This is a genomic window from Ruegeria sp. G5, assembly GCF_056533365.1.
This window is the reverse complement of the sequence record NZ_JBQFOK010000008.1, coordinates 142511-166509: the sequence shown is the minus strand read 5'-3', so window position 1 is coordinate 166509 and position 23999 is coordinate 142511. Positions and strand designations below refer to the sequence as shown.

29 protein-coding genes are annotated in these 23999 nt (G+C 57.9%); 15 read left to right on the top strand and 14 right to left on the bottom strand.

The genetic code is table 11. From position 1 onward, the window contains the following. Positions 1 to 149 precede the first annotated feature (149 nt). The 3 genes from ACR0BD_RS14850 to ACR0BD_RS14840 are packed head-to-tail and all read left to right on the top strand — an operon-like array spanning position 150 to position 3207. Complete coding sequence (locus ACR0BD_RS14850) at positions 150 to 1115, top strand: threonine-phosphate decarboxylase (protein WP_480831591.1); 966 nt, start codon at positions 150 to 152, stop codon at positions 1113 to 1115. Next, positions 1112 to 2032, top strand: coding sequence for an adenosylcobinamide-phosphate synthase CbiB (gene cbiB / locus ACR0BD_RS14845; protein WP_480831588.1), 921 nt, complete (start codon positions 1112 to 1114; stop codon positions 2030 to 2032). The genes ACR0BD_RS14850 and cbiB overlap by 4 nt, the downstream gene beginning before the upstream one ends. A gap of 11 nt (positions 2033 to 2043) precedes the next feature. Next, positions 2044 to 3207 (top strand): lytic murein transglycosylase, encoded by a 1164-nt coding sequence (locus ACR0BD_RS14840; RefSeq protein WP_480831586.1) that lies wholly within the window; start codon positions 2044 to 2046, stop codon positions 3205 to 3207. A gap of 3 nt (positions 3208 to 3210) precedes the next feature. On the opposite strand, the gene ACR0BD_RS14835 is transcribed toward ACR0BD_RS14840, so the two are convergent. The 5 genes from ACR0BD_RS14835 to ACR0BD_RS14815 form a co-directional block, all read right to left on the bottom strand. Continuing rightward, positions 3211 to 4329, bottom strand: a complete 1119-nt coding sequence (locus ACR0BD_RS14835; protein WP_480831584.1) for an aminotransferase — start codon at positions 4327 to 4329, stop codon at positions 3211 to 3213. A gap of 84 nt (positions 4330 to 4413) precedes the next feature. Further along, positions 4414 to 4764, bottom strand: a complete 351-nt coding sequence (locus tag ACR0BD_RS14830) for a hypothetical protein (RefSeq protein WP_480831582.1) — start codon at positions 4762 to 4764, stop codon at positions 4414 to 4416. Between the two features lie 54 nt (positions 4765 to 4818). Next, positions 4819 to 8274: a chromosome segregation SMC family protein gene (locus ACR0BD_RS14825; RefSeq protein WP_480698620.1), complete on the bottom strand. Its 3456-nt coding sequence runs from the start codon at positions 8272 to 8274 to the stop codon at positions 4819 to 4821. Positions 8275 to 8413: 139 nt separating this feature from the next. Then, positions 8414 to 8821, bottom strand: a complete 408-nt coding sequence (locus ACR0BD_RS14820; RefSeq protein WP_480831580.1) for a hypothetical protein — start codon at positions 8819 to 8821, stop codon at positions 8414 to 8416. Positions 8822 to 8845: 24 nt separating this feature from the next. Continuing rightward, the gene (locus ACR0BD_RS14815) at positions 8846 to 10066 is read right to left on the bottom strand and encodes an aminotransferase-like domain-containing protein (protein WP_480831578.1); all 1221 of its coding nucleotides are present in this window, start codon (positions 10064 to 10066) and stop codon (positions 8846 to 8848) included. 147 nt (positions 10067 to 10213) lie between these two features. Here ACR0BD_RS14815 and ACR0BD_RS14810 point away from each other — a divergent pair, with 147 nt between their 5' ends. From ACR0BD_RS14810 to ACR0BD_RS14800, 3 genes are read left to right on the top strand one after another with little or no spacing between them, the layout of a single operon-like run. Continuing rightward, positions 10214 to 10978, top strand: coding sequence for an FCD domain-containing protein (locus ACR0BD_RS14810; protein ID WP_480698626.1), 765 nt, complete (start codon positions 10214 to 10216; stop codon positions 10976 to 10978). Between the two features lie 5 nt (positions 10979 to 10983). Then, on the top strand, positions 10984 to 11466 hold the full coding sequence (locus ACR0BD_RS14805; RefSeq protein ID WP_480831576.1) for a metal-dependent hydrolase: 483 nt from the start codon (positions 10984 to 10986) through the stop codon (positions 11464 to 11466). Between the two features lie 52 nt (positions 11467 to 11518). Beyond that, positions 11519 to 12247, top strand: coding sequence for a hypothetical protein (locus tag ACR0BD_RS14800; RefSeq protein ID WP_480831575.1), 729 nt, complete (start codon positions 11519 to 11521; stop codon positions 12245 to 12247). A 62-nt stretch (positions 12248 to 12309) separates the two neighbouring features. Here the strand turns inward: ACR0BD_RS14800 and ACR0BD_RS14795 are convergent, their stop codons facing one another. The 5 genes from ACR0BD_RS14795 to ACR0BD_RS14775 all read right to left on the bottom strand — a co-directional run bounded on the left by ACR0BD_RS14795 (position 12310) and on the right by ACR0BD_RS14775 (position 14901). Further along, positions 12310 to 12870, bottom strand: a complete 561-nt coding sequence (locus ACR0BD_RS14795; RefSeq protein WP_480831573.1) for a F0F1 ATP synthase subunit B — start codon at positions 12868 to 12870, stop codon at positions 12310 to 12312. A 5-nt stretch (positions 12871 to 12875) separates the two neighbouring features. Continuing rightward, positions 12876 to 13427 (bottom strand): F0F1 ATP synthase subunit B', encoded by a 552-nt coding sequence (locus ACR0BD_RS14790; protein ID WP_171364534.1) that lies wholly within the window; start codon positions 13425 to 13427, stop codon positions 12876 to 12878. An 86-nt stretch (positions 13428 to 13513) separates the two neighbouring features. Further along, positions 13514 to 13738 carry a F0F1 ATP synthase subunit C gene (locus ACR0BD_RS14785; protein WP_005981269.1) on the bottom strand — a complete coding sequence of 75 codons (225 nt, stop codon included), beginning with the start codon at positions 13736 to 13738 and terminating at the stop codon, positions 13514 to 13516. 69 nt (positions 13739 to 13807) lie between these two features. After that, positions 13808 to 14566 (bottom strand): F0F1 ATP synthase subunit A, encoded by a 759-nt coding sequence (locus ACR0BD_RS14780; RefSeq protein WP_480698633.1) that lies wholly within the window; start codon positions 14564 to 14566, stop codon positions 13808 to 13810. A 2-nt stretch (positions 14567 to 14568) separates the two neighbouring features. Next, positions 14569 to 14901, bottom strand: a complete 333-nt coding sequence (locus tag ACR0BD_RS14775) for an AtpZ/AtpI family protein (protein ID WP_480698635.1) — start codon at positions 14899 to 14901, stop codon at positions 14569 to 14571. A 231-nt stretch (positions 14902 to 15132) separates the two neighbouring features. Here ACR0BD_RS14775 and ACR0BD_RS14770 point away from each other — a divergent pair, with 231 nt between their 5' ends. Further along, positions 15133 to 15465: an ArsR/SmtB family transcription factor gene (locus tag ACR0BD_RS14770; protein ID WP_480698902.1), complete on the top strand. Its 333-nt coding sequence runs from the start codon at positions 15133 to 15135 to the stop codon at positions 15463 to 15465. A gap of 4 nt (positions 15466 to 15469) precedes the next feature. Here ACR0BD_RS14770 and ACR0BD_RS14765 read toward each other — a convergent pair whose 3' ends face one another. The 3 genes from ACR0BD_RS14765 to ACR0BD_RS14755 all read right to left on the bottom strand — a co-directional run bounded on the left by ACR0BD_RS14765 (position 15470) and on the right by ACR0BD_RS14755 (position 17732). Then, positions 15470 to 15883 (bottom strand): universal stress protein, encoded by a 414-nt coding sequence (locus ACR0BD_RS14765; protein ID WP_480831570.1) that lies wholly within the window; start codon positions 15881 to 15883, stop codon positions 15470 to 15472. 77 nt (positions 15884 to 15960) lie between these two features. After that, positions 15961 to 16857, bottom strand: coding sequence for a DMT family transporter (locus ACR0BD_RS14760; protein ID WP_480831568.1), 897 nt, complete (start codon positions 16855 to 16857; stop codon positions 15961 to 15963). Further along, positions 16854 to 17732, bottom strand: coding sequence for a LysR family transcriptional regulator (locus ACR0BD_RS14755; protein ID WP_480698641.1), 879 nt, complete (start codon positions 17730 to 17732; stop codon positions 16854 to 16856). Before ACR0BD_RS14755 ends, ACR0BD_RS14760 begins: the two co-directional genes overlap by 4 nt. A gap of 120 nt (positions 17733 to 17852) precedes the next feature. On the opposite strand from ACR0BD_RS14755, the gene ACR0BD_RS14750 reads away from it, so the two are divergent. Both ACR0BD_RS14750 and ACR0BD_RS14745 read left to right on the top strand, forming a co-directional pair. Further along, the gene (locus tag ACR0BD_RS14750) at positions 17853 to 18434 is read left to right on the top strand and encodes an FMN-dependent NADH-azoreductase (protein WP_480831565.1); all 582 of its coding nucleotides are present in this window, start codon (positions 17853 to 17855) and stop codon (positions 18432 to 18434) included. Positions 18435 to 18500: 66 nt separating this feature from the next. Next, a complete protein-coding gene (locus ACR0BD_RS14745; RefSeq protein ID WP_480831563.1) occupies positions 18501 to 19241 on the top strand; it encodes an aspartate/glutamate racemase family protein in 741 nt (246 codons plus the stop codon). Here the strand turns inward: ACR0BD_RS14745 and ACR0BD_RS14740 are convergent, their stop codons facing one another. Beyond that, the gene (locus ACR0BD_RS14740) at positions 19242 to 19772 is read right to left on the bottom strand and encodes a prolyl-tRNA synthetase associated domain-containing protein (protein WP_480831561.1); all 531 of its coding nucleotides are present in this window, start codon (positions 19770 to 19772) and stop codon (positions 19242 to 19244) included. 88 nt (positions 19773 to 19860) lie between these two features. Between ACR0BD_RS14740 and ACR0BD_RS14735 the strand changes: the two genes are divergently transcribed. The 6 genes from ACR0BD_RS14735 (at position 19861) to bluB (ending at position 23998) form a co-directional block, all read left to right on the top strand. Beyond that, positions 19861 to 20379, top strand: a complete 519-nt coding sequence (locus ACR0BD_RS14735; RefSeq protein WP_480831559.1) for a hypothetical protein — start codon at positions 19861 to 19863, stop codon at positions 20377 to 20379. Positions 20380 to 20540: 161 nt separating this feature from the next. Next, positions 20541 to 22046 carry a signal recognition particle protein gene (ffh, locus tag ACR0BD_RS14730; protein WP_480831557.1) on the top strand — a complete coding sequence of 502 codons (1506 nt, stop codon included), beginning with the start codon at positions 20541 to 20543 and terminating at the stop codon, positions 22044 to 22046. Beyond that, complete coding sequence (locus ACR0BD_RS14725; protein ID WP_480831555.1) at positions 22043 to 22597, top strand: GNAT family N-acetyltransferase; 555 nt, start codon at positions 22043 to 22045, stop codon at positions 22595 to 22597. The genes ffh and ACR0BD_RS14725 overlap by 4 nt, the downstream gene beginning before the upstream one ends. Further along, entirely contained in the window at positions 22594 to 22890 is a 297-nt protein-coding gene (locus ACR0BD_RS14720) for a chorismate mutase (RefSeq protein WP_480831554.1), read from the top strand. The genes ACR0BD_RS14725 and ACR0BD_RS14720 overlap by 4 nt, the downstream gene beginning before the upstream one ends. 70 nt (positions 22891 to 22960) lie before the next feature. Next, positions 22961 to 23350, top strand: coding sequence for a 30S ribosomal protein S16 (rpsP, locus tag ACR0BD_RS14715; RefSeq protein ID WP_480698654.1), 390 nt, complete (start codon positions 22961 to 22963; stop codon positions 23348 to 23350). Positions 23351 to 23362: 12 nt separating this feature from the next. Then, positions 23363 to 23998, top strand: a complete 636-nt coding sequence (gene bluB / locus ACR0BD_RS14710) for a 5,6-dimethylbenzimidazole synthase (protein WP_480831552.1) — start codon at positions 23363 to 23365, stop codon at positions 23996 to 23998. Position 23999 lies beyond the last annotated feature (1 nt).

Genomic DNA, 23999 nt, shown 5'->3' with positions numbered 1-23999 from the left:
GTGCCGATCCCTAAGGTTTGTGATCACGCGATTTCGTTAACAAAGTGTTAACGCGATTTGCCGGTTCGGTGAGCCATGCGGATTCGCTTGTCAAAATGGCAGAAATCCGCTTGAAACAAGCTCAAACACGCGATTCCGGCAGATACCCGATGACAAGCTCTGACAAAAACTTGAACCCGCGCGCCGCTCGGGACCACGGCGGCGGGCTGGACGGGGCTGTTTCCACCTATGGGGGAACACGGGCCGACTGGATCGATTTGTCGACAGGAATCAACCCCGATCCCTACGCGGTCAGCGGTCTGACATCCGAAGACTGGACCGCCCTACCCGACCACGGGGCGTTCGAGCGCCTGACAGATGCTGCGCGCAGTTTCTGGTCGGTGCCAGACAGCGCCATGATCCTGCCTGCACCGGGGGCTTCGGCGGTCATCGCGCGCATCCCTGCATTGGCACCCGCAGGTCGCGTGCAGATCACAATGCCCACCTATAACGAACACGCTGCCGCCTTTAGCGCGCAAGGTTGGAGTGTTCAGGCCGAAGGTCCGACCGAAGCACGGGTGATCGTAAACCCAAACAATCCGGATGGTCGTTATTGGTCGGAAGCAGACGCCAATGCGCCGCTGACCATTATCGACGAGAGTTTTTGCGACGTTGATCCCACGGCCTCTCTGATACATCTGAGCGAACGCTCAGGCGTTGTCGTGTTAAAGAGCTTCGGGAAATTCTGGGGCCTCGCCGGGCTTCGGCTGGGGTTTGCAATTGGTGATCCAAAGCTGATCTCTCGCCTAAACGATCTGACTGGGCCATGGGCTGTGTCCGGCCCCGCCTTGCGTGTCGGCGAACAGGCCTTGCGCGATGTGGCATGGGCAAAGGCAACGCGTCAAAAACTGGAGGCAGATGCCAAAAGGCTGGATCACCTGATAACACCCAAAGGCGCTAAGCTAATCGGTGGCACCCCTTTATTCCGCCTTTACAGTGTTGACGACGCGGCGGCGTGGCAAGCACGGCTGGCCCGAGCCCATATCTGGAGCCGCATCTTTCCCTACTCGAAAACCTTCCTTCGCCTTGGGCTGCCGCCAGCAGACGCTTGGGACAAGTTGGAGGCTGCACTTTGAGCACCTCCTTTCTTTTGGTCTGCGCCATGTGCCTGGACGCTGTTCTGGGCGAGCCCAAGTGGCTTTGGTCCCGGTTGCCCCACCCGGCCGTGTTGATCGGAACCGGGATTGGTTGGCTGGATAAGCGCCTGAACAACGGTACAAACAAACGTCTCAAAGGTGTTGCGGTCGTTGCCATTCTGGTCTTGGGCGCATTGATACTGGGGTTAGTGCTGGCACAGTTCGGCCCGTTGGTAGAGATTGTCGTATGTGCCATCTTGCTGGCGCAGAAGTCGCTCGTGACACATGTCCGCGATGTTGGCATTGGCCTGCGCAGCTCTTTGGCCGAAGGCAGGGCCAAAGTGGCAATGATCGTTTCCCGCGACACGCGTGACATGACCGAAGCACAAGTTGCGCGATCCGCCATCGAAAGCGCTGCAGAAAACCTCAGCGACGGGGTCATTGCGCCCGCCTTCTGGTTCTTGGTGGGCGGGCTGCCCGGCCTGTTGATCTACAAGGCGGTGAACACTGCGGACAGCATGATCGGGTACCGGACGCTGCAATATCGCGAATTTGGGTGGGCATCCGCCAGGTTTGACGACCTGTTGAACCTCATCCCTGCCCGCCTGACATGCGTGATGATCGTTGCGCTGACGGGGCAGCGGGATCAGTGGTCTGATATTGTGGAAGATGCGTCCCGCCATATCTCGCCCAACGCCGGCTGGCCCGAAGCTGCGATGGCACGCGCGCTGAATGTCGCCCTGGCCGGGCCACGCAGCTATGATGGTCAGTTGCGCGATCTGGCTTGGGTCAATGGCAGGTCTCCGCGCGATATCGGTGCACCGGAGGTTTTCCGCGCATGCAACATGCTCTGGCGGGTTTGGGGGCTTGCGCTTGGCCTCGTGTCGGTGTGGTTTAGTCTGGGTTTCATTCTCTGACGGATCATCTGATGCGCATTCTCTATTGCCTTGCTGCCGCAACTCTGTTCGCCACGTCTGCCTTCGCCCAGTGTGGCGGCAACTTTGGTAGCTTCGTGAATGGCCTGAAAACCGAGGCTGTCCAGAAAGGGTACAGCAAAGCCACCGTCGACGCCTTTTTCAATGGCGTTCAGCAAGACGGCGCGGTTCTGAAAGCCGATCGCGCGCAGGGCGTTTTTCAAAGACCGTTCATCGATTTTTCCCGCCGCTTGATTTCAGCCAACCGGATCGAACGCGGACAAGCTATGTCACGCAAATACGACGCCGTTTTCAACCGGATCGAGCGGGAATACGGCGTTTCGCGCGGTGTCTTACTGGCGTTTTGGGCGTTCGAGACGGACTACGGCGCCGTGCAGGGGGATTTCAACACCCGCAACGCCTTGGTGACGCTCGCCCATGATTGCCGCCGACCCGGCCTGTTCCGCCCTCAGATTTTCGCAGCAATTGAACTGTATCAAAGGGGGAACTTTGATCCCTCCCGCACTACCGGAGCATGGGCGGGTGAGATCGGGATGGTGCAGATGCTGCCGCAAGATATTCTTGAAAACGGTGTGGACGGCGACGGCGACGGTACAGTTTCCCTAAAAACATCGGCCCCAGACGCGCTGGTATCCGGTGCCAAGATGCTGTCGCATCTGGGTTGGCAACCGGGCCAGCCGTGGCTGCAAGAGGTCACGGTTCCGCCCCAGATGGATTGGTCCCTGTCCGGCCCGGGAAAGCCGCGCCCGATCGCAGAGTGGCAGTCAATGGGTATTCGTGCCCGCAGCGGCGCGCTGACCGATCTGCCCGCCTCATTGATCCTGCCGCAGGGGCACAAGGGGCCCGCATTTCTGGCATACCCCAACTTTGACGTTTATTTCGAATGGAACCAAAGTTTTGTCTACGTCCTGACGGCCGCCTATTTCGGCACTCGTCTGGAAGGCGCGCAGATTTATGACGCAGGCAGCACACCACAAGGCCTGTCGGGCGCTCAGATGAAACAGTTGCAAACCAAATTGCAGGCACGCGGGCACGACGTCGGCAAGATCGACGGTATTTTGGGGGCCGGAACCCGTGCAGCAGTTCAGGCCGAGCAATTGCGCCTGGGCCTACCTGCCGACGCGTGGCCGACAACCGATCTGCTGAATCGCTTGTAAAAGCTATCTCCGCGCCAGGAATTCTGAAACGCGCGCAAGACCTTCGCGCAAAATCTGCGGGTTGTTAGCATACCCAATCCGCAAATAACCTTCCATGTTCAATGCGGAGCCCGGCGTGAACATCACGCCGGTTTCTTCCAACAAAGCCACACAAAGCTCGCGTGATGGCATCCGAAGATCATACTTGAGCAAAGCGGTCGTACCGGACTTTGGCCGCACCCAGGTAATCTTGGGCTCTTGCGCCACCCATTCGGCCAGAATGTCCAGATTTCCGCGTGTTATATCTTGGCTACGCGCAAGAACTGCGTCTTTGTTTTCCAACGCAAGTGCCGCGAAATGATCGTCGATCATGCCGACCGAGATCGTGTCATAGTCGCGGTGAATGGCAATCTCTTCGATCAAAGTTTCAGGCGCGACCACCCAACCCAACCGCAAACCGGCCAAAGAAAAGGCCTTGGACATCCCTGCCGTACTGATCCCCTTTTCATAGATTTCGACGATCGAGGCGGTTATCCCGTTACCCTCCTGATCCGTGCCGCGATAGACCTCGTCACATAGAACCCAGACATCGTTCTGACGCGCGATCTCGGCAATTTGTTCCAACATCTCGCGCGGGATCAGCGCGCCCGTTGGGTTATTGGGGTTGTTTAGCGCGATCAGACGCGTGTCGGGCGTCACCATGGCGCGAAGCGCGCCCAGATCCGGTAGCCAACCATCCTCTTCACGCAGCATCAATTGCTCTACGCGAGCTCCAATGCTGGTCGGGATCGAATAATGCTGCTGATAGGTGGGGACGACAGCGACAACATGGTCACCACGGCTCACAAGGGTTTTGTGCACCAGCATATTTGCACCGATGGTGCCATGCGTCACGATGATGTTGGTTGGGTTTTGTCCCGGATATAGCGTTGCAATAGCGTGACGCAGACGGTCCGATCCTTCAATCGCACCATAGGTCAGCTTCATCGGCAGCAACTCGGACAGATCGGTGTCGTTCCTACCGGCCAGCCGCAGAAGCTGTTCGATCGTCAGGCTTTCAACGCATGTCTCAGCAAGGTTCCAGTCGCACCGGGTTTCCCACTCGTTCATCCAAAGCTCGACGCCGAAGGGTTCAATCTGCATGGCTGGCTACCTGTCTGTCAAAATCCAGACGGTGATAGCTTGGAACCCCACATGTATCCAGCGCGTAAATTGAGATGCGGCCCGTCACTCCGCCCGAACTGGATAACGGTCCCCTTTTTCGTCAATCAGGATCAAACGCTCGCCACTTCGAACGTACAGATCACAACGGCTGAACCCATTGCGATAGGCAATGCAGATGCTGCCATCCTCGGCGATGGAATAGGTACCAAACGCAGATTCACCGCTGGCGTAGGTGTACGAGTATGCCCCACCTGCGGAAAACTTGGATTGGCCGTCATCAAAAAAGGTGAGCGTTCGACCCGCCAGAGCTTCCAGCTCGGCGTGAGTCAGGGGAACATCACCGGGTTTAACAGGCCAGTCAGCCGCCGCAACAGGGCCAGCAGCCAAAAGGCCAAGGATCAAAAAGCGCGTCATTTAGGCAGTCTAGCCGGAACTTACCTGCAGCGGGCATAACGTTGCAGTGATGGATCACGCGACCATCTGCTCGGCCTTCTTCAGATCAACCGAGACCAACTGACTGACACCCTGTTCCTGCATCGTTACGCCAAACAGGCGGTCCATACGCGCCATCGTCACCGCGTGGTGCGTGATAATCAGGAAACGCGTGTCGGTCTGGCGACACATCTCATCCAGCAGATCACAGAAACGCGTCACGTTTGCGTCGTCCAGCGGAGCGTCGACCTCGTCCAGCACGCAGATCGGGGCCGGATTGGCGAGGAAGACGCCAAAGATCAGAGCGGTCGCGGTCAGGGTCTGTTCGCCGCCCGACAACAGGCTTAGGGTCGAGAGCTTTTTGCCCGGCGGCTGACACATGATTTCAAGCCCGGCATCCAGAGGGTCATCGCTTTCGACCATGACCAGATTGGCCTCACCCCCGCCGAACAGGTGTTTGAACAGCATCGCAAAGTTCGAGTTCACCTGCTCGAACGCGGTCAACAAACGTTCACGCCCTTCGCGGTTGAGGCTGGCGATACCACTTCGCAGGGCCTTGATCGCCTCTTCCAGATCGGCCTTTTCGCCGTTCAGCGTGTCGAATTCATCCTGAACTTCCTTGGCATCCTCTTCGGCCCGCAGGTTCACAGCACCCATGGCGTCGCGCTGACGCTTGTGTCGGTTGACCTCTGCTTCCAAAGCATCCGCTGCAGGCATCTGGTCGGGATTAACGTCCAGTTGATTGAGCAGTTGGTTCGGTGTCAGTTGCTGATCTTCAGCAATCCGTTCGGCTGCCGCGGCAACGCTTTCCTTTGCGGCGTCGCAACGCGCCTCAGCCGCTGCGCGTGTCTCGCGCGCCTCTGAGGCCAAACGTTCCGCATCCCGTTCGGCAATGACAGTCTCGCGCTGATGAGTTTCCGCAGCAGCCAGTTTATCCGCAGCATCTGCGCGGCGCGCCTCAGCGGTTTCGATCAGCTCGTTCAGTTCTTCACGCGCTTCGGCAATTTCGCTGGGGGCGGCCATTGCCTCGGTCAGCTCTTCTTCCGAACTTTCCTTACGCTCAGCCAGTTCCGAGATGCGTTTTTCGGCTGTTTCAAGCCGGTGTTTCCAGCCGCTCAGATCTTTCGTCACCTCTTGAGACCGCCGAGTACGGGCTTCGCCCTCGCGACGCAATTCGTCATGCGTCGAGCGGTGCGTCAGCATGGTAATCCGGGCGGCTTCTACCGTTTGCTTGATATCCTCGACCTGGGCCCTGGCATTGTCCAGATCACCAAGACCCGCCAAGGCACCCTCGGCCTCGCGCAACTGCGCACGGGCGGACATCGCGTCCTCTTTGTGGCGGTCTACTGCCAGAGTCAAAGTCTCCAGCTTGCCTTGCGCCAGGTTGCGATCTGCCTCTGCCCGGCTCAGGTGGCGCGCCGTTTCGGCCATTCGCTGATCGGCAGCGCGTCGCGCTTCGCGGGCGCGGCGATCCGCTTCGGTCACATCGGCCAGTTGCTGCGAAAGCGCCTCATGCGCTGCGCGAGCTCCGTCTGCTTGTGCTTCGGTCCGCGTCAGTTCCTGCTTCAGCGCTTCAAGCTTATTTAGCTGCTCCAACCGCAAGGCCGCAGCACTTGGCGCATCCTCGGCCCAGGCACGAAAACCGTCCCAACGCCAGAGGTCACCCGCAAGCGACACCAACCGCTGACCCGGCTTGAGAGACGCTTGCAGACGCGCACCTTGCTCGGCATCAACCAAACCGATCTGCGCTATCCTGCGGCTCAGGCGATCTGGCCCAGAAACATGCAGGGCCAGCGGCTCTGCCCCCTCGGGCAGTGGCTGATCCGCATCATATCCAGCAACTTGCACCCAGCCCGACGGCCCGTCCCCGTCAACCAGCGGTGCGCGCAGATCGTCTGCCAATGCGGCACCCAACGCTTTTTCATATCCAGAGGCCACGCGCAGCATATCCAGCACCTGACCGCCTTCGGCTGTGTCCCGTTCGACCAGCTTTGCCAATGCCGATGTTTCTGCTCTTATCGCACCCAGTTCACCTTCGGCCTCTGACCGTTGTGCACGCGCCTCGGCTTCGCGGGCCTGCGTTTCTGTGCGCAGTTCGTCAGCCGTAGCCAGTGCTTCTTCGGCGGCTTCTGCAGCTTCGCGTGCCTCGACTTCGCCTTCTTGCGCGGCTTCAAAGGCCTCTGCAGCGTCGTTTACCGCACCCCGCGCCTCGTCTACCGCAACGCGCGCCTTTTCCTCCTCGGCTTCTGACCGCGCCAGGGTTTTTCGGCTGTCTTCCACAAGCCGCTGTGCCGACTGGTGCCGCGCGACAAGGCGGGCCATATCTTCGGTCTCTTGTGACAGACGATCTTCGCGATCCTGCAGGACCGAGGCCGCCTCACGCGCGATCTCGGCGGCCTCGGCCACCTTGTCGTCGTGACCCTCGGCTGCTTTTGCCAGTTCACGCGCTTCCCACTCCAAACGTTCGATCATTTGGCCCGCATCACGATTGAGGCCGGTCTCACGTTCGATATCGTGGCCAAGTTGTTGAATGCGGTTGGTCAGGGTTTCAATCGTCTGGCGGGCGCGGGCCTCCTGATCGGCAAGCTGGTCACGCTGCACATGATGCCGCTGTAGAACGGCTGCGGCGATCGCCTCTTCCTCGCGCAATGGCGGCAACATTTCTTCGACTTCCGCGCGTTTGGCGGCGGCGGCACGCGCTTCGGCCTCAGCCCGGGATGCCTCGGTAATCCGTTCGCGCAGCTTGTCTTCCGCCTGTTGCCGGGCGATGTCTGCTTCTTTCCAGCGACGGTACAGCAACATGCCCTCGGCCTGCCGCAACTGCTCGCCGATTTCACGGTAACGCGCGGCCTGACGGGCCTGACGTGCAAGCTGCGCCAACTGAGTTCCAAGCTGCTCAAGAACGTCGTCCACGCGGGTCAGGTTGGATTCGGTTCCTTTCAGCTTTAACTCGGCTTCGTGTCTTCGCTGATAAAGGCCCGAGATGCCCGCTGCTTCTTCCAGAATACGCCGGCGGGCGCGCGGTTTGGCGTTGATCAATTCTGCAATGCGGTTCTGTCCGACCAACGCCGGGGAATGCGCGCCTGTCGAGGCGTCTGCAAACAACATTTGAACGTCGCGCGCACGCACATCCTTACCATTGGTCTTATACGCGCTCCCGACATCCCGCGTGATACGGCGGATGATCTCTAACTGATCATTGTCATTGAAACCCGACGGGGCCAGACGTTCCGAATTGTCCATCGTTAGGACAACCTCGGCAAAATTGCGCGCCGGACGTGTGGCCGCACCCGCAAAAATCACGTCCTCCATCGCGCCGCCGCGCATGGATTTCGGGCGGTTCTCGCCCATGACCCAACGAAGCGCTTCCAGAAGGTTTGACTTGCCGCAACCGTTGGGACCCACAACTCCGGTCAGTCCGTCCGCGATAATCAGATCGGTCGGATCGACAAAGCTTTTGAAGCCGGTAAGTTTGAGTTTGCTAAAGCGCAAAGGCAATAAGTCCAGTGATTCCTACATCACGAAGTCTGCGCAACGGATTGGTCCCGAGTCAACGGAGTTGCGCAGGATATGGGATATTGGGCAAACTTATCCACAACATCTTGCCAAAATACGCGGAAAAACGCGTAGGTCAGTAGGGCGTACACTCAAAGACCTGATAGCCATAATCATCGCCGCTACGGTCGAAAAGGCCCGTATCTATACATTCATAGTTCGGTCGGGCGATGGCTGTCAGTAACAGACGTTCGCCAGCCTTGCCGTCACAGCCCAACACGCCAACTGTCACGGCTGCATCCCCCAGAACATCTAAGATCGGGCAACCTGAAACTTGCGCCATCGCCAAAGCCGCCCGGTCACGGATTGGCCCAAGACGTGGAGCGTATTGGGTGTTGATACGCACGGCCTCTGCCAGATAACCGCGTATCCGCACGTCGAAAACACTGCCATTCACCGCCACGCGGGTCGCAGGTACCTCGCGAAAATGAGGCGTACCGGCCGAGCAGGCAGCCAACAACAGCAAAGACAAATACCGGATCATGGCCACAGTATGGGCTAAGAATGGTTAACGGTTTCTTTCTGCTGGTTGGTTGCGAAGAACGTCGCCCAGGCGACGAATACCCTCGCGGATCGTGTCTTCATCCGAGTTCGAAAAGCTCAACCGGATCGTATTGGCACCCGAACCATCCGGAAAAAACGCCCGCCCCGGTACAAAAGCCAGCTTGACCGTTGCCAGAGCCCGGGCCAACAAGTCGGCCCCGTCAACACCCTGCGGCAGAGTCAACCAGATGAACATACCGCCTTCAGGTCTGGTCCACTCGACTCCATCAGGCATATGTTCCAGCAGCGCGACCAGCATCGCATCCCGGCGCGCACCATAGGTTTTGCGGATCATCGGAATATGCGTGTCAAAACAGCTGCGCGCGACGTCGTTGATCGCCATTTGATTGATTGTCGCCGAATGCAGGTCTGCGGCCTGTTTGACCAGAACAAGCCGCGAGATGATCGGCGCGGCTGCCACAACCCATCCGACCCGAAGGCCCGGCGAAAGTGTCTTGGAAAAACTGCCGCAATAAATCGTTCGACACTCCTCAATCCCACCTTTTCGCGCCTGTTCCAGCGCAAGGACCGGGGGAATAGCATCGCCGTCATAGCGCAGGGCTTGATACGCCCCATCCTCGATCACCGCGATGTTCAGCTCATCCGCCAAATCCAGCAAGGTCTCGCGCCCGCGCAAATCCACGGTCTCACCGGTCGGGTTGGCAAAATCCGGTGAGAGGTAGGCGAACTTGACCTGCCCCTTCTTCGCGGCCTCAGCGTATTCGCGAGCGCCCCGATTTCCATTCAAAATCAGCCGATCAAAACGCGGCTCATACGCGTCAAAGGCGTTGATCGCACCCAGATATGTGGGCCACCCAACCAACGCGGTGTCGCCAGGCGAGAGAAACAGCTTACCCAGATAGTCCAGCGCTTGCTGTGACCCTGACGTGATCAAAATGTTGTCGACAGTGCAGGCAACGCCAATGTCCCGCATGTGATCAACCAGCCATTCACGAAGATGACCAAACCCTTCGCTGACCGAGTACTGCAACGCTTGTGCTTGCCGACCGGCGTCTAATGAAGACTGGAATGCCTGTGCAAATGGCTCGGCCGGGAACAACGCAGGATCGGGGATGCCACCTGCAAACGAAACAATGTCCGGCTGGTCCAACAGCTTTAATAATTCGCGGATTTCAGACGCTTTCATCCGGGATGCACGTGTTGCGAACAGGGCTTGCATTGACATTGGGCTCCTCCAATTCGTCCGCAGCCTAGTGGCTCGAAAATTAATGTCAATGTTATTGACCTTTTTTCGCGACTGTATGGCCGCGCATCCTTGAACCGACCCGCAATCCGTGGTCATATGATTTGACCAATTCTGCAAAGTGTCCGTATGCCCTTTCAAAAAATCCAAACCGAAAAACTATCTATTGCGGTGGTGCGACAGATTGAGCTGCTGATTTTGCGTGGCATTCTGCGCCCCGGGGAACGATTGCCCGCCGAACGCGAATTGGCCGAACGGCTGGGTGTTTCGCGCCCCTCATTACGGGAAGCTATATCGGAGTTGCAGGAACAGGGTCTGCTGAGCGCCAAAGCAGGCTCAGGTATCTACGTGGCCGAGGTTTTGGGGTCCGCTTTTTCCCCGGCTTTGATCCGGCTTTTCGGCAGCCACGAAGAAGCAGTATCAGACTACCTCTCTTTCCGCCGCGACATGGAAGGGTTGGCCGCCGAGCGCGCGGCGCGCCTTGGATCGAACAGCGACCTAAAGGTTGTGCAGGCCATTTTCGACAAGATGGAAGCCGCCCATGCCCGCAATGCCACCGACGCCGAAGCCAACCTGGACGCCCAGTTTCACATGGCGATCATCGAGGCCAGCCACAACGTCGTCATGCTTCATATGATGCGGTCGATGTTCGACCTGCTGCGACAAGGGGTTTTCTACAACCGCCAGGTTATGTTCAGCCAACGCACCACCCGATCCGCGATCCTGGATCAGCATCGGGCCATCAACACAGCGCTACAGGCGAGAGACCCCGAAGGCGCCCGCGACGCAGTGCATAAACACCTCAGTTTCGTGGGCCAGTGCATGGAAGATCACCAGAAAGCGATCCGAAACGAAGCCATCGCACAGCAGCGGCTGGACCACGAGACCAACTAGATCAAATGTTCATCGGGCACCTTCCGGGCGCATATCTCTTTTTTCGCGCAACCGCACCAAACATTGGTCGCGCCGCTTTTGCAGCTGCAATGATCGGAGCCGTTATTCCAGATGTGGACATGCTTTGGTTTTATTTCGTGGATCAAGGCGCTCATCATCACCATTCATACCTCACACATCGGCCGGCCATTTGGGTTGGCATAGTCCTGTTGGGCCTGCTGTTAAGGGCTTTTCAAACACATGCGGGGACCGTTTTGGCTTTCTTTGGTGCAGGAGGTCTGGTGCATTTGGCACTGGACAGTGTTGTCGGCAACGTCGCATGGGCTTGGCCGTTTTCGAACTATGCTCGGCCTTTGGTAGAGGTACAGGCCACCCATTCCCATTGGATTTTGTCCTTTTTAAACCATTGGACATTTGCGATCGAAATTTGCCTTGTCCTAGTCGCATCGCTTTTGTGGCCGAGGCGTTCGGCCGCTAATAAGCCATGACAGATACCTGACGGGAACTGGACATTGGGTGGAGTTGGCAGTTACTCGTCCCATGGCGAGCGACAACGCGCTGGTCACTAAAGTTGCACTAAAAAACGGTATCGCAATGCGCAATCTCTTCCCCAGCTTCAGAACACAGACTGGTCCATGCATAGTCGTCGCCAGCAATGGGCGATCCGGTAGCACACTCGTGTTCGATGCGTTGCGAACCGCCAATAAAAAGCGCTACTGGCCCCGCAAATCCAAATCAGCATTTGAGAAACGCCTTGCCGTCGCTGAACTGGCACCGGGAACAATTGTAAAAACGCACGACTTCCCGACGGCACTCAAAGACAAATCAAATGTGAAAACCTTGTTTTGTTTTGGGTCTTCGAAAGACTCGGCGCTATCGGTCTATTCTGCGTTGGACAGGTTCGGGCGGGATTGGGTGAATGAGCATTTTGAGCACCTGAGTGCCACTGGCCCCATCGAAGATCTGTTTCAGCGCGATGTTCTCAACCAAGCCGAACAGGTTCGGCAATGGGCGACATTCGAGGATGCACCAGTCTTATGCCTGAATTACGAAGCCATTTGGAGCGCGCAGCCCATCGTCGAGGACTTCTTGGGCCTCAAATTCACCCTACCTGCACGCGTTGAACGTGCGCGCAAATCTATACCCGAAGACATCCTTGCAAAGGCGTCCCAAGTCTACGACCCAATTGACGCCGTGCTTGATAAACTACCCGGCGTCTTCGAAGCCTCAAGCGACTACTCGGACATCTTTTCTGAACGGCTGCGTTAAAGGGATGTAAAAACAAAAAACCCGGCTCGGCGGCCGGGTTTCTCGTAAGAATTTTTCGCAACTCAGTGCAGTTTCTCACCCACATCCGCGATGGATGCGTCGATGAGTTTGTTGGCCTGAGTGGCCGTCATCTGCTTGGCCAGGACCGCATTGGCAGCCGACACAGCAACCGAGATCGCCTGGTCGCGCACTTCTTTGACAGCCGATGCTTCAGCCGACGCGATCTGATCCTGTGCAGCGGCCAAACGGCGTGCAATGGATTTCTCCAGATCGACTTTGGCTTGTTCTGCTGCCATTGCCGCGTCTTCTTTGGCAGCCGCCACGATGGCGTCCGCCTGCCCTTGCACTTCGCGCTGTTTGCGCTCGTACGAGGCCAGCAGGCCGCGCGCTTCTTCGTGCAGAGCGCGGGCTTCGTCCAGTTCCGACTGGATGCCTGCTGCGCGGTTGTCCAATGCGCCACCGATCATGCCGGGGACCTTGAAGTAGAACAGGACCGCGATGAAGACGATAAAGCCCAAAAGGACCACAAAGTCTGTGTTGCCAAGAGAGAAGAACGGGCCGCTTGCGGCCAGCGCGGGGCTGGCAACGCCGAGGGTCAGGATAAGGGCAATAGTATTCCGCATGTCACTTATCCTTTCATCTGCGCGTCAATTGCACTGTCGATGGCTTTGGCATCCGCCTCGCCGCCCAGCGCGGTGACCAGTTCAGCCGCCGTATCCTTGGCAACCACTTGAATGCTTTCCAGCGCACCGGCACGGATGTCGGCAATTGCCTTCTCCGATTCAGCCGCCTTTGCAGCGATTTCTGCGTCCGCCTTGGCAATCGCGTCATCCAGACCAGACTGGATTTCAGCACGTGCTTCGGCAGCGATACGCTGCGCTTCGGCACGGGCATCGGCCAGCGCCTTGTTATAGGCCTCTTCGGCCTCGACCGCCTTGGCCTTCAGATCTTCGGCCGCAGCCAGGTCATTTGTAATGGTCCCCTGACGTTCAGCCAGGATTGCCGCGATGCGGGGCAGAGCCACGCGAGACAGGACCAGAAAGATGACGACCAGCGTAATGACCAGCCAGAAAATCTGGTTGGGGAACCAATCGAAGCAGAGCTGAGGCATCCCGATGGCAGAGCCATGCGAGTCGACACAGGTACCTGCTACTTCTTTGGCTAGGGGTTCAGTCGCCATGATGTCCTCCGTCGGAACGTTGTCTTTACAACAGGTGGGCCGCTATGGCTTGGGCCCACCTGCGCGTAAGGATCAGGTTCCGCAGATTAGACGGCGAACATCAGCAGCAGCGAGACCAGGAATGCGAAGATGCCCAGCGCTTCTGCGAATGCGATACCGATGAAGAGGGTTGCGGTCTGCGAAGCAGCCGCCGAAGGGTTGCGCAGGGCGCCGGCCAGGAAGTTGCCTGCAACGTTGCCCACCCCGATTGCGGCTGCGCCGGAACCGATTGCTGCCAGGCCTGCGCCGATGTGTGCGAGATCGCCTTCCATGATGTATCTCCTTACGAATTGGAAGTTTCGATGTTGGGTTATCGTTCCTGTGTCGGGTGCAAGACCCAATCAGTGATGCGGATGCAGAGCGTCCTTGAGGTAAACACAGGTCAGAATGGTGAATACGTAGGCCTGGATAAAGGCCACCAGGACCTCAAGACCATACATTGCGGTGATCGCCAGAACCGACACGGGCGAGATCACGGCAACTGCGGCAAAACCCGCGAAAACCTTGATCACAGCGTGTCCGGCCATGACGTTACCGGCGAGACGAATAGAGTGGCTGACCGGGCGCACGAAGTACGAGATCAGCTCGATAATCGCCAGAATAGGCCGCAGTGCCAGCGGGGCGCTAGACACCCAGAACAGGCTCAGGAAACCCGCGCCGTTTTTGACGAAGCCCAGCACAGTCACGGTCAGGAACACTGCCAGAGCCAACGGAATGGTCACGGCGAAATGCGATGTGGTGGTGAACGACGTCGGGATCAGCCCCAGGAAGTTCGCGGTAACGATGAACATGAACAGCGTCATGACGTAAGGGAAGTACTTAACGCCTTCCTTACCACAGATGTCTTCGAGCATCTTGTAGATGAACCCGTATGCCAGTTCTGCAACGGATTGCATCCGGCTTGGAACGATTGCGCGCTTGGAAGTCGGCAGAACCAGCAGCGCTGCAACGGCCAGTACCGCAAAGAACAGCCACAGTGTCACGTTTGTGATGGTGAACATGCCCACTGCACCGTCGCCGAACAAAGGTTTGACGATGAACTGGTCCATCGGGTGGAATACCAGGCTGCTGCCTTCTGCTGCGGTGGTCTCAGTTGCCACGTTCAGTCCCTCTCGTCCTTCTCGGCAGCCGTCGCTGCCGCTTGTTTCTCTTGAACCTCTTTCGCGCTGCGGAGCATAACCTTCACGCCCGCGACAAGGCCCAGCAATGTGAACAGCACCAGAAAGATCGGGATCGTCCCGAGCAGGCTGTCCAGCCCGTATCCGATGCCAAATCCGATCCCCAGACCGGATACCATTTCGATGACCATCCTCCAGGCAAGCTCGCCGCCGGATATGTCAGCATCTGCGCGGGCTTGGGGCTCTTTGGCCTTTTTCGCCGCTTCGATCTTGGCCTCAAGCTGCGCCATACGCTGCTTTTGGTCGTCATCGGTCACGGGCGTTTTCCTCGCACAGTCTTGGGGTAGGTGCTAAGCGTCAGGCCTGACAGAGTCAACGGTCTAGGACGCCCGAATTGCCGCATGTCAAATCATTGTTTTTAATGAGAAATATCATGAAATCGAAAAGAGCTACCTACAGGGTGGGCGCGCCAATTACCTGAACTGCACTGAATCCCGATATTCAACCAAATGGTTGACCAAACTGAACCGCTGTGGTTCAGCGGTGACATGTCCAACGATCTCGACACTGTCTTCGCGGCACTCGCCGATCCCACGCGCCGCGCCATCCTGGCGATGCTGCTCGAGGATGATATGGCTGTAACAGACGTAGCCGATCCGTTCGAGATGTCGCTGGCGGCGATCTCGAAACATCTGGTGATCCTTACCAGGGCCGGATTGATTTCTCAGGAAAAACGCGGGCGTGTGAAATGGTGCAAGCTGGAACCAGACGCCCTGCGTGCCGCGTCGGTATGGATGCAGGGCTTTGGGCAGTTCGAACCCGTCAACCTGGACGCGTTCGAACGGTTTTTGGAAACCGAGCTGCCCGAAAACCCTGACTAAGCGGTCAGCGGACTACGAACACCGACATACTTGCATGTCTTGCCAGATACCCGGCGTGGCTTGAAAAGATGTAATCCATGATCCTTGGGGCATGAGTGCCGACCACAACTAGGTCTGCGCCGATCTCTTCCGCAGCGCGGGTCAGGTCACCATCAACTTCTGCCCCTACATCGACCGAATGGATGTTGCGGAACGCGACCTCGCTACCGCTGGTCTCGGCCAACTCGTCGGCGAAGGCCTTTAGTTCTGCACTGAATTCTTCATGTGTCTGAACCGGATCGGTGCCTTGAATCCCGGTCACGCTGACGACCGTAATTTTAGCCCCTTGCCACTTGGCGATCTCGGCGGCCACATCTGCGGCTTTGCGCACTTCGGGCGGCAAGTGCAGATCGACGGGAAACATGATGTGTTTATACATGGTGAGTTCCTCCTCACCTTCAGGCATATCGAAACTCGAATATGTCTACATTGATCTGCCTCAAGACTGTTAGAACCCTAGCCTTTCTGGCCCTGCCCTTCGGGTCGTAACAGCATCAGCAGGGCGACGCAGGTCAGCAAAACGCCCACCAGAACCAAAGCAACCGGTGCCCCGTTTCCAAGCGCGATTTCCCACAGGATAACCCAGCTGGGCACAAGGTAAGTGTAAGCCATCACCTTGGCAGATGGCAGGCGCAGCGCCGAATATTGCACCAGAACAAAGCTGGCAGCGGTCGCAAAAATGGAAAGGTAAAACAGCCCGATCCAAACAATCATAGGCAAGTTGGCCCAATCCGTGTCCCAAATGTCGGACCACGCATAAAGCGTCAAAAGCAAACACCCGGCAACCATGGTGCCAAAGCTGAAAACGACGGCAGGCTCTCCTCGGTTCAGCTTGCGCACCATTGGCGTGTACACGGCATGTGCAACGCAGCCCCAGAAATAGATGATTTCACCGGTGTCGATCTGGAAAGCTGTGAATGCCTGCCAATCAGCCCGGAAAATAACCCACAAAGCCCCAACTGCCCCTATCGCCAAAGCCGCCGCCATGCGCGAAGTCGTGACTTGCCGCAACAAAACCCACCCGGCGATTGCCGACAGAACCGGGGTTAGGGTAAACACGGCCGCCGCGCTAACAGGAGGGGCGGTTTTCAGACCGTGAAACATCAAAACAAAATAGGCCCCGAACAGGCCACCCAGAACAAGGTAGCGCCACGGTGCTTGCGCTGCGCTGCGCGGCACGCCCGTCGTCATCATTGCCGCAACGCCGATGACGATCGCGGCGATTGCGAACCGTGCGGCCGTCACCGCCTCGGGGGAAATTTCGTTGGCAATCAGGGACCCTAAGGAAAAGCTGCCTGCGACGAGGGCCGAAAAAGCCAGCATCGCCGCGTGGCCGCGAGCTTCGGGGCTCATGGAAGCCAACCTTTGGCCTGTTCTTTCAGATATGTCAGAAACGCTTGCACCTTTGTGGTTCGATGAAGGTCCACATGGGTGACCAGCCAAAGGTTGCCGAACCATTCGGGCATCGGGTCAATCACCTCGACAAGGTTATCATCCCGAGCAGCTTCCCAGCGCGCCATAAACCCGATACCCGCGCCCGAAAGAACGGCCTCGCTGATGCAGAAGTTATTGGTGCAGCGGAAGGTGATCCTGTCTGCCGGAACGGTCTGGCGCAACCAGCGTGAAAACGGCGCACGGCTGTTTTCGTCATCGGTGCTCACGAAGAAATGGTTTGGAAAATCCTCAATTCCGGAGGGCTTACCGTGCCGTTCAATATACCCGGCACTGGCATATAGCCCCACCTCTTGCGTGATGAATGGCTGCACCACGTTGTCCGGCTGATCCGGAGCGGAACCCGCGCGGATCGCCACATGCGCCTCGCCATATTCAAGCCGGAACAGGCGATCACCCGTCAAGTAGCGCACGATCAACTCAGGGTGCAGGCGTTGAAACTCGCTCAGGACTGGAACGACCAGCGGGGCCAGCGACGACAAGGACGTTACGACCAGCTCGCCCGAGACATCGTCGCCACGTCCCTTCATACGCCCGACAAGCTGGTTAAACTGATCCTCGGTGGCCTGTGCCACGCGCAAAAGATCCTCACCCGCTTCGGTGGGGGTGTACCCTCTGGCATGCCGCTGGAACAGCTTAACCCCCAAGCGCGCCTCGATCGCGTCAATGTGGCGAATAACAGTTGCATGGTGGACGCCCAACACATCCGCCGCACCACTTACAGTGCCCATTCGCGCAACCTGATAGGCTGTTCTGACTTCGTCCCAATTATCCATTGCATCATTTCCATTGTGCAAATTTTAACACTAGCTGTTGGCTTATCAGAGTTTTGTTCGTCAGCGCAACTTTCATATTGAGGCGAGACGCAAATTCAAACCTTCAAAGGACGCAAACAGATGACCAACACCATTCTGCATATCGACGCCTCGGCGCGCCGCGAAGGCTCCGCCACCCGTGACCTGTCAGACCGCATTGTCAAACACCTGGGCGCCGAACGTATCATCCGCCGCGATCTGGCCTCTCCTTTACCTCTGCTGACCGAAGACTGGATCAACGCCAATTTCACGCCCGCAGACCAACGGGACGATGTGCAGCGTGGCCATCTGTCTTTGTCGGACACGCTTGTGGACGAGCTGCAGCAAGCCGACACCATCGTAATTGGCCTGCCCATCTACAATTTTTCTGTCCCGGCGGCATTCAAGGCCTGGATTGATCTTGTGGCCCGTGCCGGGCTGACTTTCTCGTATACAGAAGACGGTCCAAAAGGCCTGCTAGAAGGTAAGCGGGCCGTTCTGGCCATCGCATCAGGCGGTACAGCAGTTGGTTCTGAAATTGATTTCGCAACCAACTATGCCAAACACGTTCTGGGTTTTATCGGCATCCACAAAGTTGAAGTCATCGCAGCCGACCAAATGGCCCTTGATGCGCCTGGAACGTTGGCCAAAGCGCAAAATGCCGTCTCAGAACTTGCTGCCTGATTGACCTGCGCCCTCTGAAACGTTCAGTCTGCATCTTAGATGACTTAAGCAGGCTGGACGTTTCCAATGAAAAAGATCGGCATTCTGGGCGGTGTAGGCTGGGCCTCGACCGTAGATTACTATCGGGCGATTGCCGAGGGTTCAGGTCGCCATTTTGCACAGCTTGGACACAGCTCGCCCTTACCGGTCCCACCGATAACGATCGAATCTGTGACACAGGCCAAAACCCGTGCCTTGCGCGGCGCCGCTGGCGACGAGGGCAGCTGGGCCGCGTTCGACGAAGTGTTCCGTCAGGCTTTATTAACTTTAGAGCGCGCGGACTGCGATTTCGGCATCATCGCATCGAACACCCCGCACGCGCGGCTGCATGCGATCCGCATTGGTGTCACAATGCCCATTCTTAGTATTTTCGACGCCACCGCGGCGGTGACTGCATCGACCGGGGCTTCAACCGCTCTGGTTTTGGGCACGACCGTTACGATGGAGGCCAATCACTACGCCAACACACTGGCCGACTTGGGTGTTAAAGCAAACGCACGCCTTCCAGACCCGGACATTGCCGAGATGCAGGCGATGATCGATACAGATTTCTACGGCGGCGCGTCCATCTCGGCCCATGCACGGTTGCTGGATTTTTGCAATCGGCACGCAGAGCCAGGCACGGCCATTCTTTTGGCCTGCACCGAATTACCATTGGCGTTTCCCAAGCATCTGGACGACCCCGTATTCGAGGCCGACGGCCATCTGTTCGTCAACCCTTCTGCCGCGCACGTGGCCGCAGCGTTGAAAGAGGCGCTTGAGGAATGATCAGGTAAGCCAGTTTACTGCAGCACCGATCCGTTCAAAATATGCCATAAAATCGTCGCGAGACATCGCCACCGTCCGGTCATTCACCAGTGGATGCATATAGATGACATCAGCGCGCTGCGCCTGCGCATCCATAAAGAACTGAACCCCGTTATCGACCCCGTTGATCATCGCAAGCGGACTGACCGCACCGGGTCGGATGCCCAGATTCTGCAATAGACGATCAGCAGACCCAAAAGACAGGTTGCCAGCGCCCAACTCAGCGGCAAGAACCTTGAGGTCGATTTCACGGCTCTGCTCCAGCGTCACCAGATAATTTCGCTTTTTCTTGTCTCGCAAATAGAGGTTCTTGAGCCGCAGCGCGTTTTCACCCGGCACCATGAACTGGTCTTCAACCCCTTTGGCATCTTCAACTGTGCGTAGCGGGATATGGGTATGCAGACGGTAGGCCAACCCCCAGTCTTCCAGCTGAGCCAACAATGCATCCGAGCTGAGCGGCAAACTATCCTGAAAAGCCGATGATGCGTCCATAAGGTCCTCCTGTTTGTCGCGCTCATCGCGTAACCGACAAGTAAATTCAAGTCACGACAGGTTTTGTATTCGGTGTTAGCGTGCCAGCATGAAAGTTACGCGCAATACGCCAAATCAACTGATCCTGTCCAATACACCCTGGCTTATCGGTTTTATGCTGATTGTCTTCATTCTTGCATTTGTGGCGGCTGGTCTTTTTCTGGCCGGCGAAGGCGGCGAAGGGATTCTGTTCGGTCTCGTCTTTGCCTTGTTCGGTGGCGGCATGGGTTTTGCTGCATTTTGCGTCTTTGTACGGCGCGTTCAGGTCATATTGGACCGGCGCGACAATAGCATTCTGATCCGCCGCCAATCAGTCTTTGGCTATGACACTGTCGAACATGTACTCTCGAACCTGTCGCACGCCGAGGTCGAAACGACGACGTCGCGCAACGATAACGGCTCGACCGACATGCACAGGCCCGTTTTGGTGATGGACAAAGGCATGAGCGCCGGTCGCCACCCGATTGTGAGCGCCTATGTCAGCGGGCACGGTGCACAACGATTGGTCGATGCGGTCAATAACTGGCTTCCAGCCCGCATGGTTGACTCTGACAATCAATCAGCCTAAAGCCCACGCAAACATCCGGAAGCGTATGACCTTCCGGTCCCTTGAGTCGTTCAGGGATCGCCCCCCACCAGCGAGTTTCGCCCGTGGGGGCGTTTGTGCATTTAACCGACGCATCCTATCTAGGAGGCGCCACCAGATAACCGGCTAAGGAGGCCGAAGGCATGTTTGAAAATCTATCCGAACGCCTTTCCGGCGTCTTTGACCGGCTGACAAAACAAGGCGCGCTGTCCGAAGAAGACGTCAAAACCGCCCTGCGCGAGGTTCGCGTTGCCCTGCTTGAGGCTGACGTCTCGCTGCCGGTGGCCCGCGAATTCGTCAAGAAGGTTCAGGAACAGGCGACCGGTCAGGCGGTCACCAAGTCGATTACCCCCGGCCAGCAGGTCGTCAAGATCGTGCATGACGCGCTGGTCGATACCCTGCGCGGTGAGGAAGACCCCGGCAAGCTGAAGATCGACAACCCGCCTGCCCCGATCCTGATGGTCGGTCTGCAGGGCTCGGGTAAGACGACGACCACCGGTAAGCTGGCCAAGCGTCTGAAGGAGAAAGAGGGCAAAAAGGTTCTGATGGCCTCGCTCGACGTCTATCGCCCTGCGGCGATGGATCAGCTGGCGGTTCTTGGCACTCAGGTCGGCGTTGACACCCTGCCGATCGTTCCCGGCCAGAAACCCGTCGACATCGCCAAACGCGCGAAGCAGCAGGCGACGCTGGGTGGCTATGACGTCTACATGCTCGATACCGCGGGCCGTCTTCATATCGACGAAGTCCTGATGGACGAGGTCGAGCAGGTCCGCAACGTGGTCGACCCGCGTGAAACCCTGCTGGTGGTCGACGGCCTGACCGGTCAGGTCGCCGTTGAGGTGGCCGAGGAATTCGACGCCAAGGTCGGCATCTCAGGCGTGGTCTTGACCCGGATGGATGGTGACGGGCGCGGTGGTGCGGCCCTGTCGATGCGCGCGGTTACTGGCAAGCCCATTCGCTTTGTCGGTCTGGGCGAGAAGATGGACGCGCTGGAAACCTTCGAGCCGGACCGGATCGCCGGTCGTATTCTGGGCATGGGCGACATCGTTGCTCTGGTCGAAAAAGCCCAGGAAACGATGGAGATGGAACAGACCGAGCGCATGATGAAGCGCATGGTCAAAGGTCAGTTCAACATGAACGACCTGAAAATGCAGCTGGAGCAGATGATCCAGATGGGCGGCATGCAGGGCATGATGGGTATGATGCCGGGCATGAACAAAATGGCCAAGCAGATGGATCAGGCCGGTCTGGACGACAAGATCCTGCGCCAGCAGATCGCCATGATCCAATCCATGACCAAACGCGAACGCGCCAACCCGCAGCTGTTGCAAGCCAGCCGTAAGAAACGCATTGCAGTGGGTTCGGGGATGGAGGTCAGCGACCTCAACAAGCTGCTCAAGATGCACCGGCAGATGTCGGACATGATGAAAAAAATGGGCAAGATGGGCAAAGGCAAGATGCTGAAACAGGCCATGAAGGGCATGTTCGGCAAAGACGGCCCCTCGCCTGAGGACATGGCCGCAGGCATGGACCCCAAGGCGCTGGAACAGGCGGCTAAGGCCATGGGCAAGATGCCCGGTGGCATGCCCGGAATGGGCGGCGGCATGGCTCTGCCTCCGGGTCTTAGCGGGTTCGGGAAGAAAAAGTGAGCTTGCTCGACCAACATATCACCCGGCTTGAGACCGAGCGCCTGGTCCTGCGCGCGCCGTCCGAGGCTGATCTTGACGCGGATGCCGCGTTCTTTGCCAGCGACGCGTCCCGCTTTGTCGGCGGCCCGTTGCGGCGGGATGAGACATGGCGGTCGATCGCCATGCTGTTGGGACATTGGGCCATTCGCGGCTTTGGCTTCTGGGGCGTCGAGGAAAAAGACACCGGCACATATGTAGGGCGTGTTGGACTTTGGTTTCCCGAAGCCTGGCCCGAGCGTGAAGTTGGTTGGACCTTGATGAACGATGCCACTGGCAAGGGTTATGCAACCGAGGCTGCCAAGGCCGCCCGCGCACATGCTTATGACGTTCTGGGCTGGGATACCGCGATTTCGCTGATCGACCCGCAAAACAACGCCAGCAAGGCCGTAGCCAAACGTTTAGGTGCGGCGTTCGACTACATTTATGACCACCCGAAATTCGGCATCACCGAAATCTGGCGTCACCCTGCGCCGGGCGATCTGGTGAATGGCGGCATGGAGGCCTACGCATGAACGACCCCGTGACACAGGCAGCCGCGGTGCTGAAAGAGCATCGCGAAAGCATCGACCGGCTGGACGCGATCCTTGTCTATACGCTGGGCGAGCGGTTCAAGCACACGCAGGCCGTTGGCAAGCTCAAGGCCGAACACGACCTTCCCCCGTCCGATCCCACGCGCGAAGCCGCGCAGATCGCGCGGTTAGAAGACCTGGCGCAACAGGCCGATCTGGACCCTGATTTCGCCAAGGCTTTCCTGAACTTCATCATTCAGGAAGTCATCCGACATCACCGGAAACATCAAGAGTGACCCTCCGGTTCCACGAATACCAAGAATAACTGGGCATGTCCCAGTCACGCCATCCAAAGGAGATACCACAATGGCAATGAAAATTCGTCTCGCCCGCGGCGGCTCGAAAAAACGTCCCTTCTATCGCATCGTTGCGGCTGACAGCCGTATGCCCCGCGACGGCCGTTTCATCGAGAAACTGGGCACCTACAACCCGCTGCTGCCCAAAGACAGCGAAGAGCGCGTGAAAATGAACATGGAACGTGTTCAGTACTGGCTGGATCAGGGCGCTCAGCCTACCGACCGTATCGCACGTATGCTGGAAGCTGCCGGCACTCGCGACAAGGCCGAGCGTAACAACCCCAACAAGGGTACCCCTGGCAAGAAAGCTCAGGAGCGCGCGGAAGAGAAAGCGGCCAAGGCTGCTGAGGCGGCAGAAGCTGCTGCTGCACCGGCTGAAGAAGTGGCTGCTGAAGAATAAGTAGGCAAGCGCGTGCGGGATCAGACTTTCACCGACGATTTTCGCACGCAGTTTGACCTGTTGCTGCGGCTCCGGCGCGATGTGCGTCGGTTCCGCACCGACGCGATTGACGAGGCAGTGCTGACGCGCTGCCTCGATGCGTTTCGTCTTGCCCCATCTGTCGGGCTAAGCGAACCCTGGCGCGTGATCCGTGTCCAAAGCGAAGCCGCGCGTAACGCGGCGCTGAGGAATTTTCAAACGACCAATGCGCAAGCCCTCGAAGGCTATTCCGGCGAAAAGGCGCAGCTTTACAGCCGCCTCAAACTCTCAGGCATGCAAGAAGCACCTGTGCAGCTTGCCGTGTTCTGCGATGATGCGACCGACAAGGGGCAAGGGCTTGGTGCTGGCACGATGCCTGAGATGCGGCGCTATTCCGTGGTTTCTGCCGTAACCCTGTTCTGGCTGGCACTTCGGGCCGAAGGGCTGGGGCTGGGCTGGGTGTCCATTCTGGACCCGGACCAGATGGCTCGTGATCTGGCGGTGCGCGAAAACTGGCGGCTGATCGGCTATTTCTGCATCGGCATTCCCGAAACACTGTCGGATACACCGGAACTTGAGCAAGTCGGCTGGGAATGTCGCGACGATGCCTTACCGGTTGAGGTACGATAGA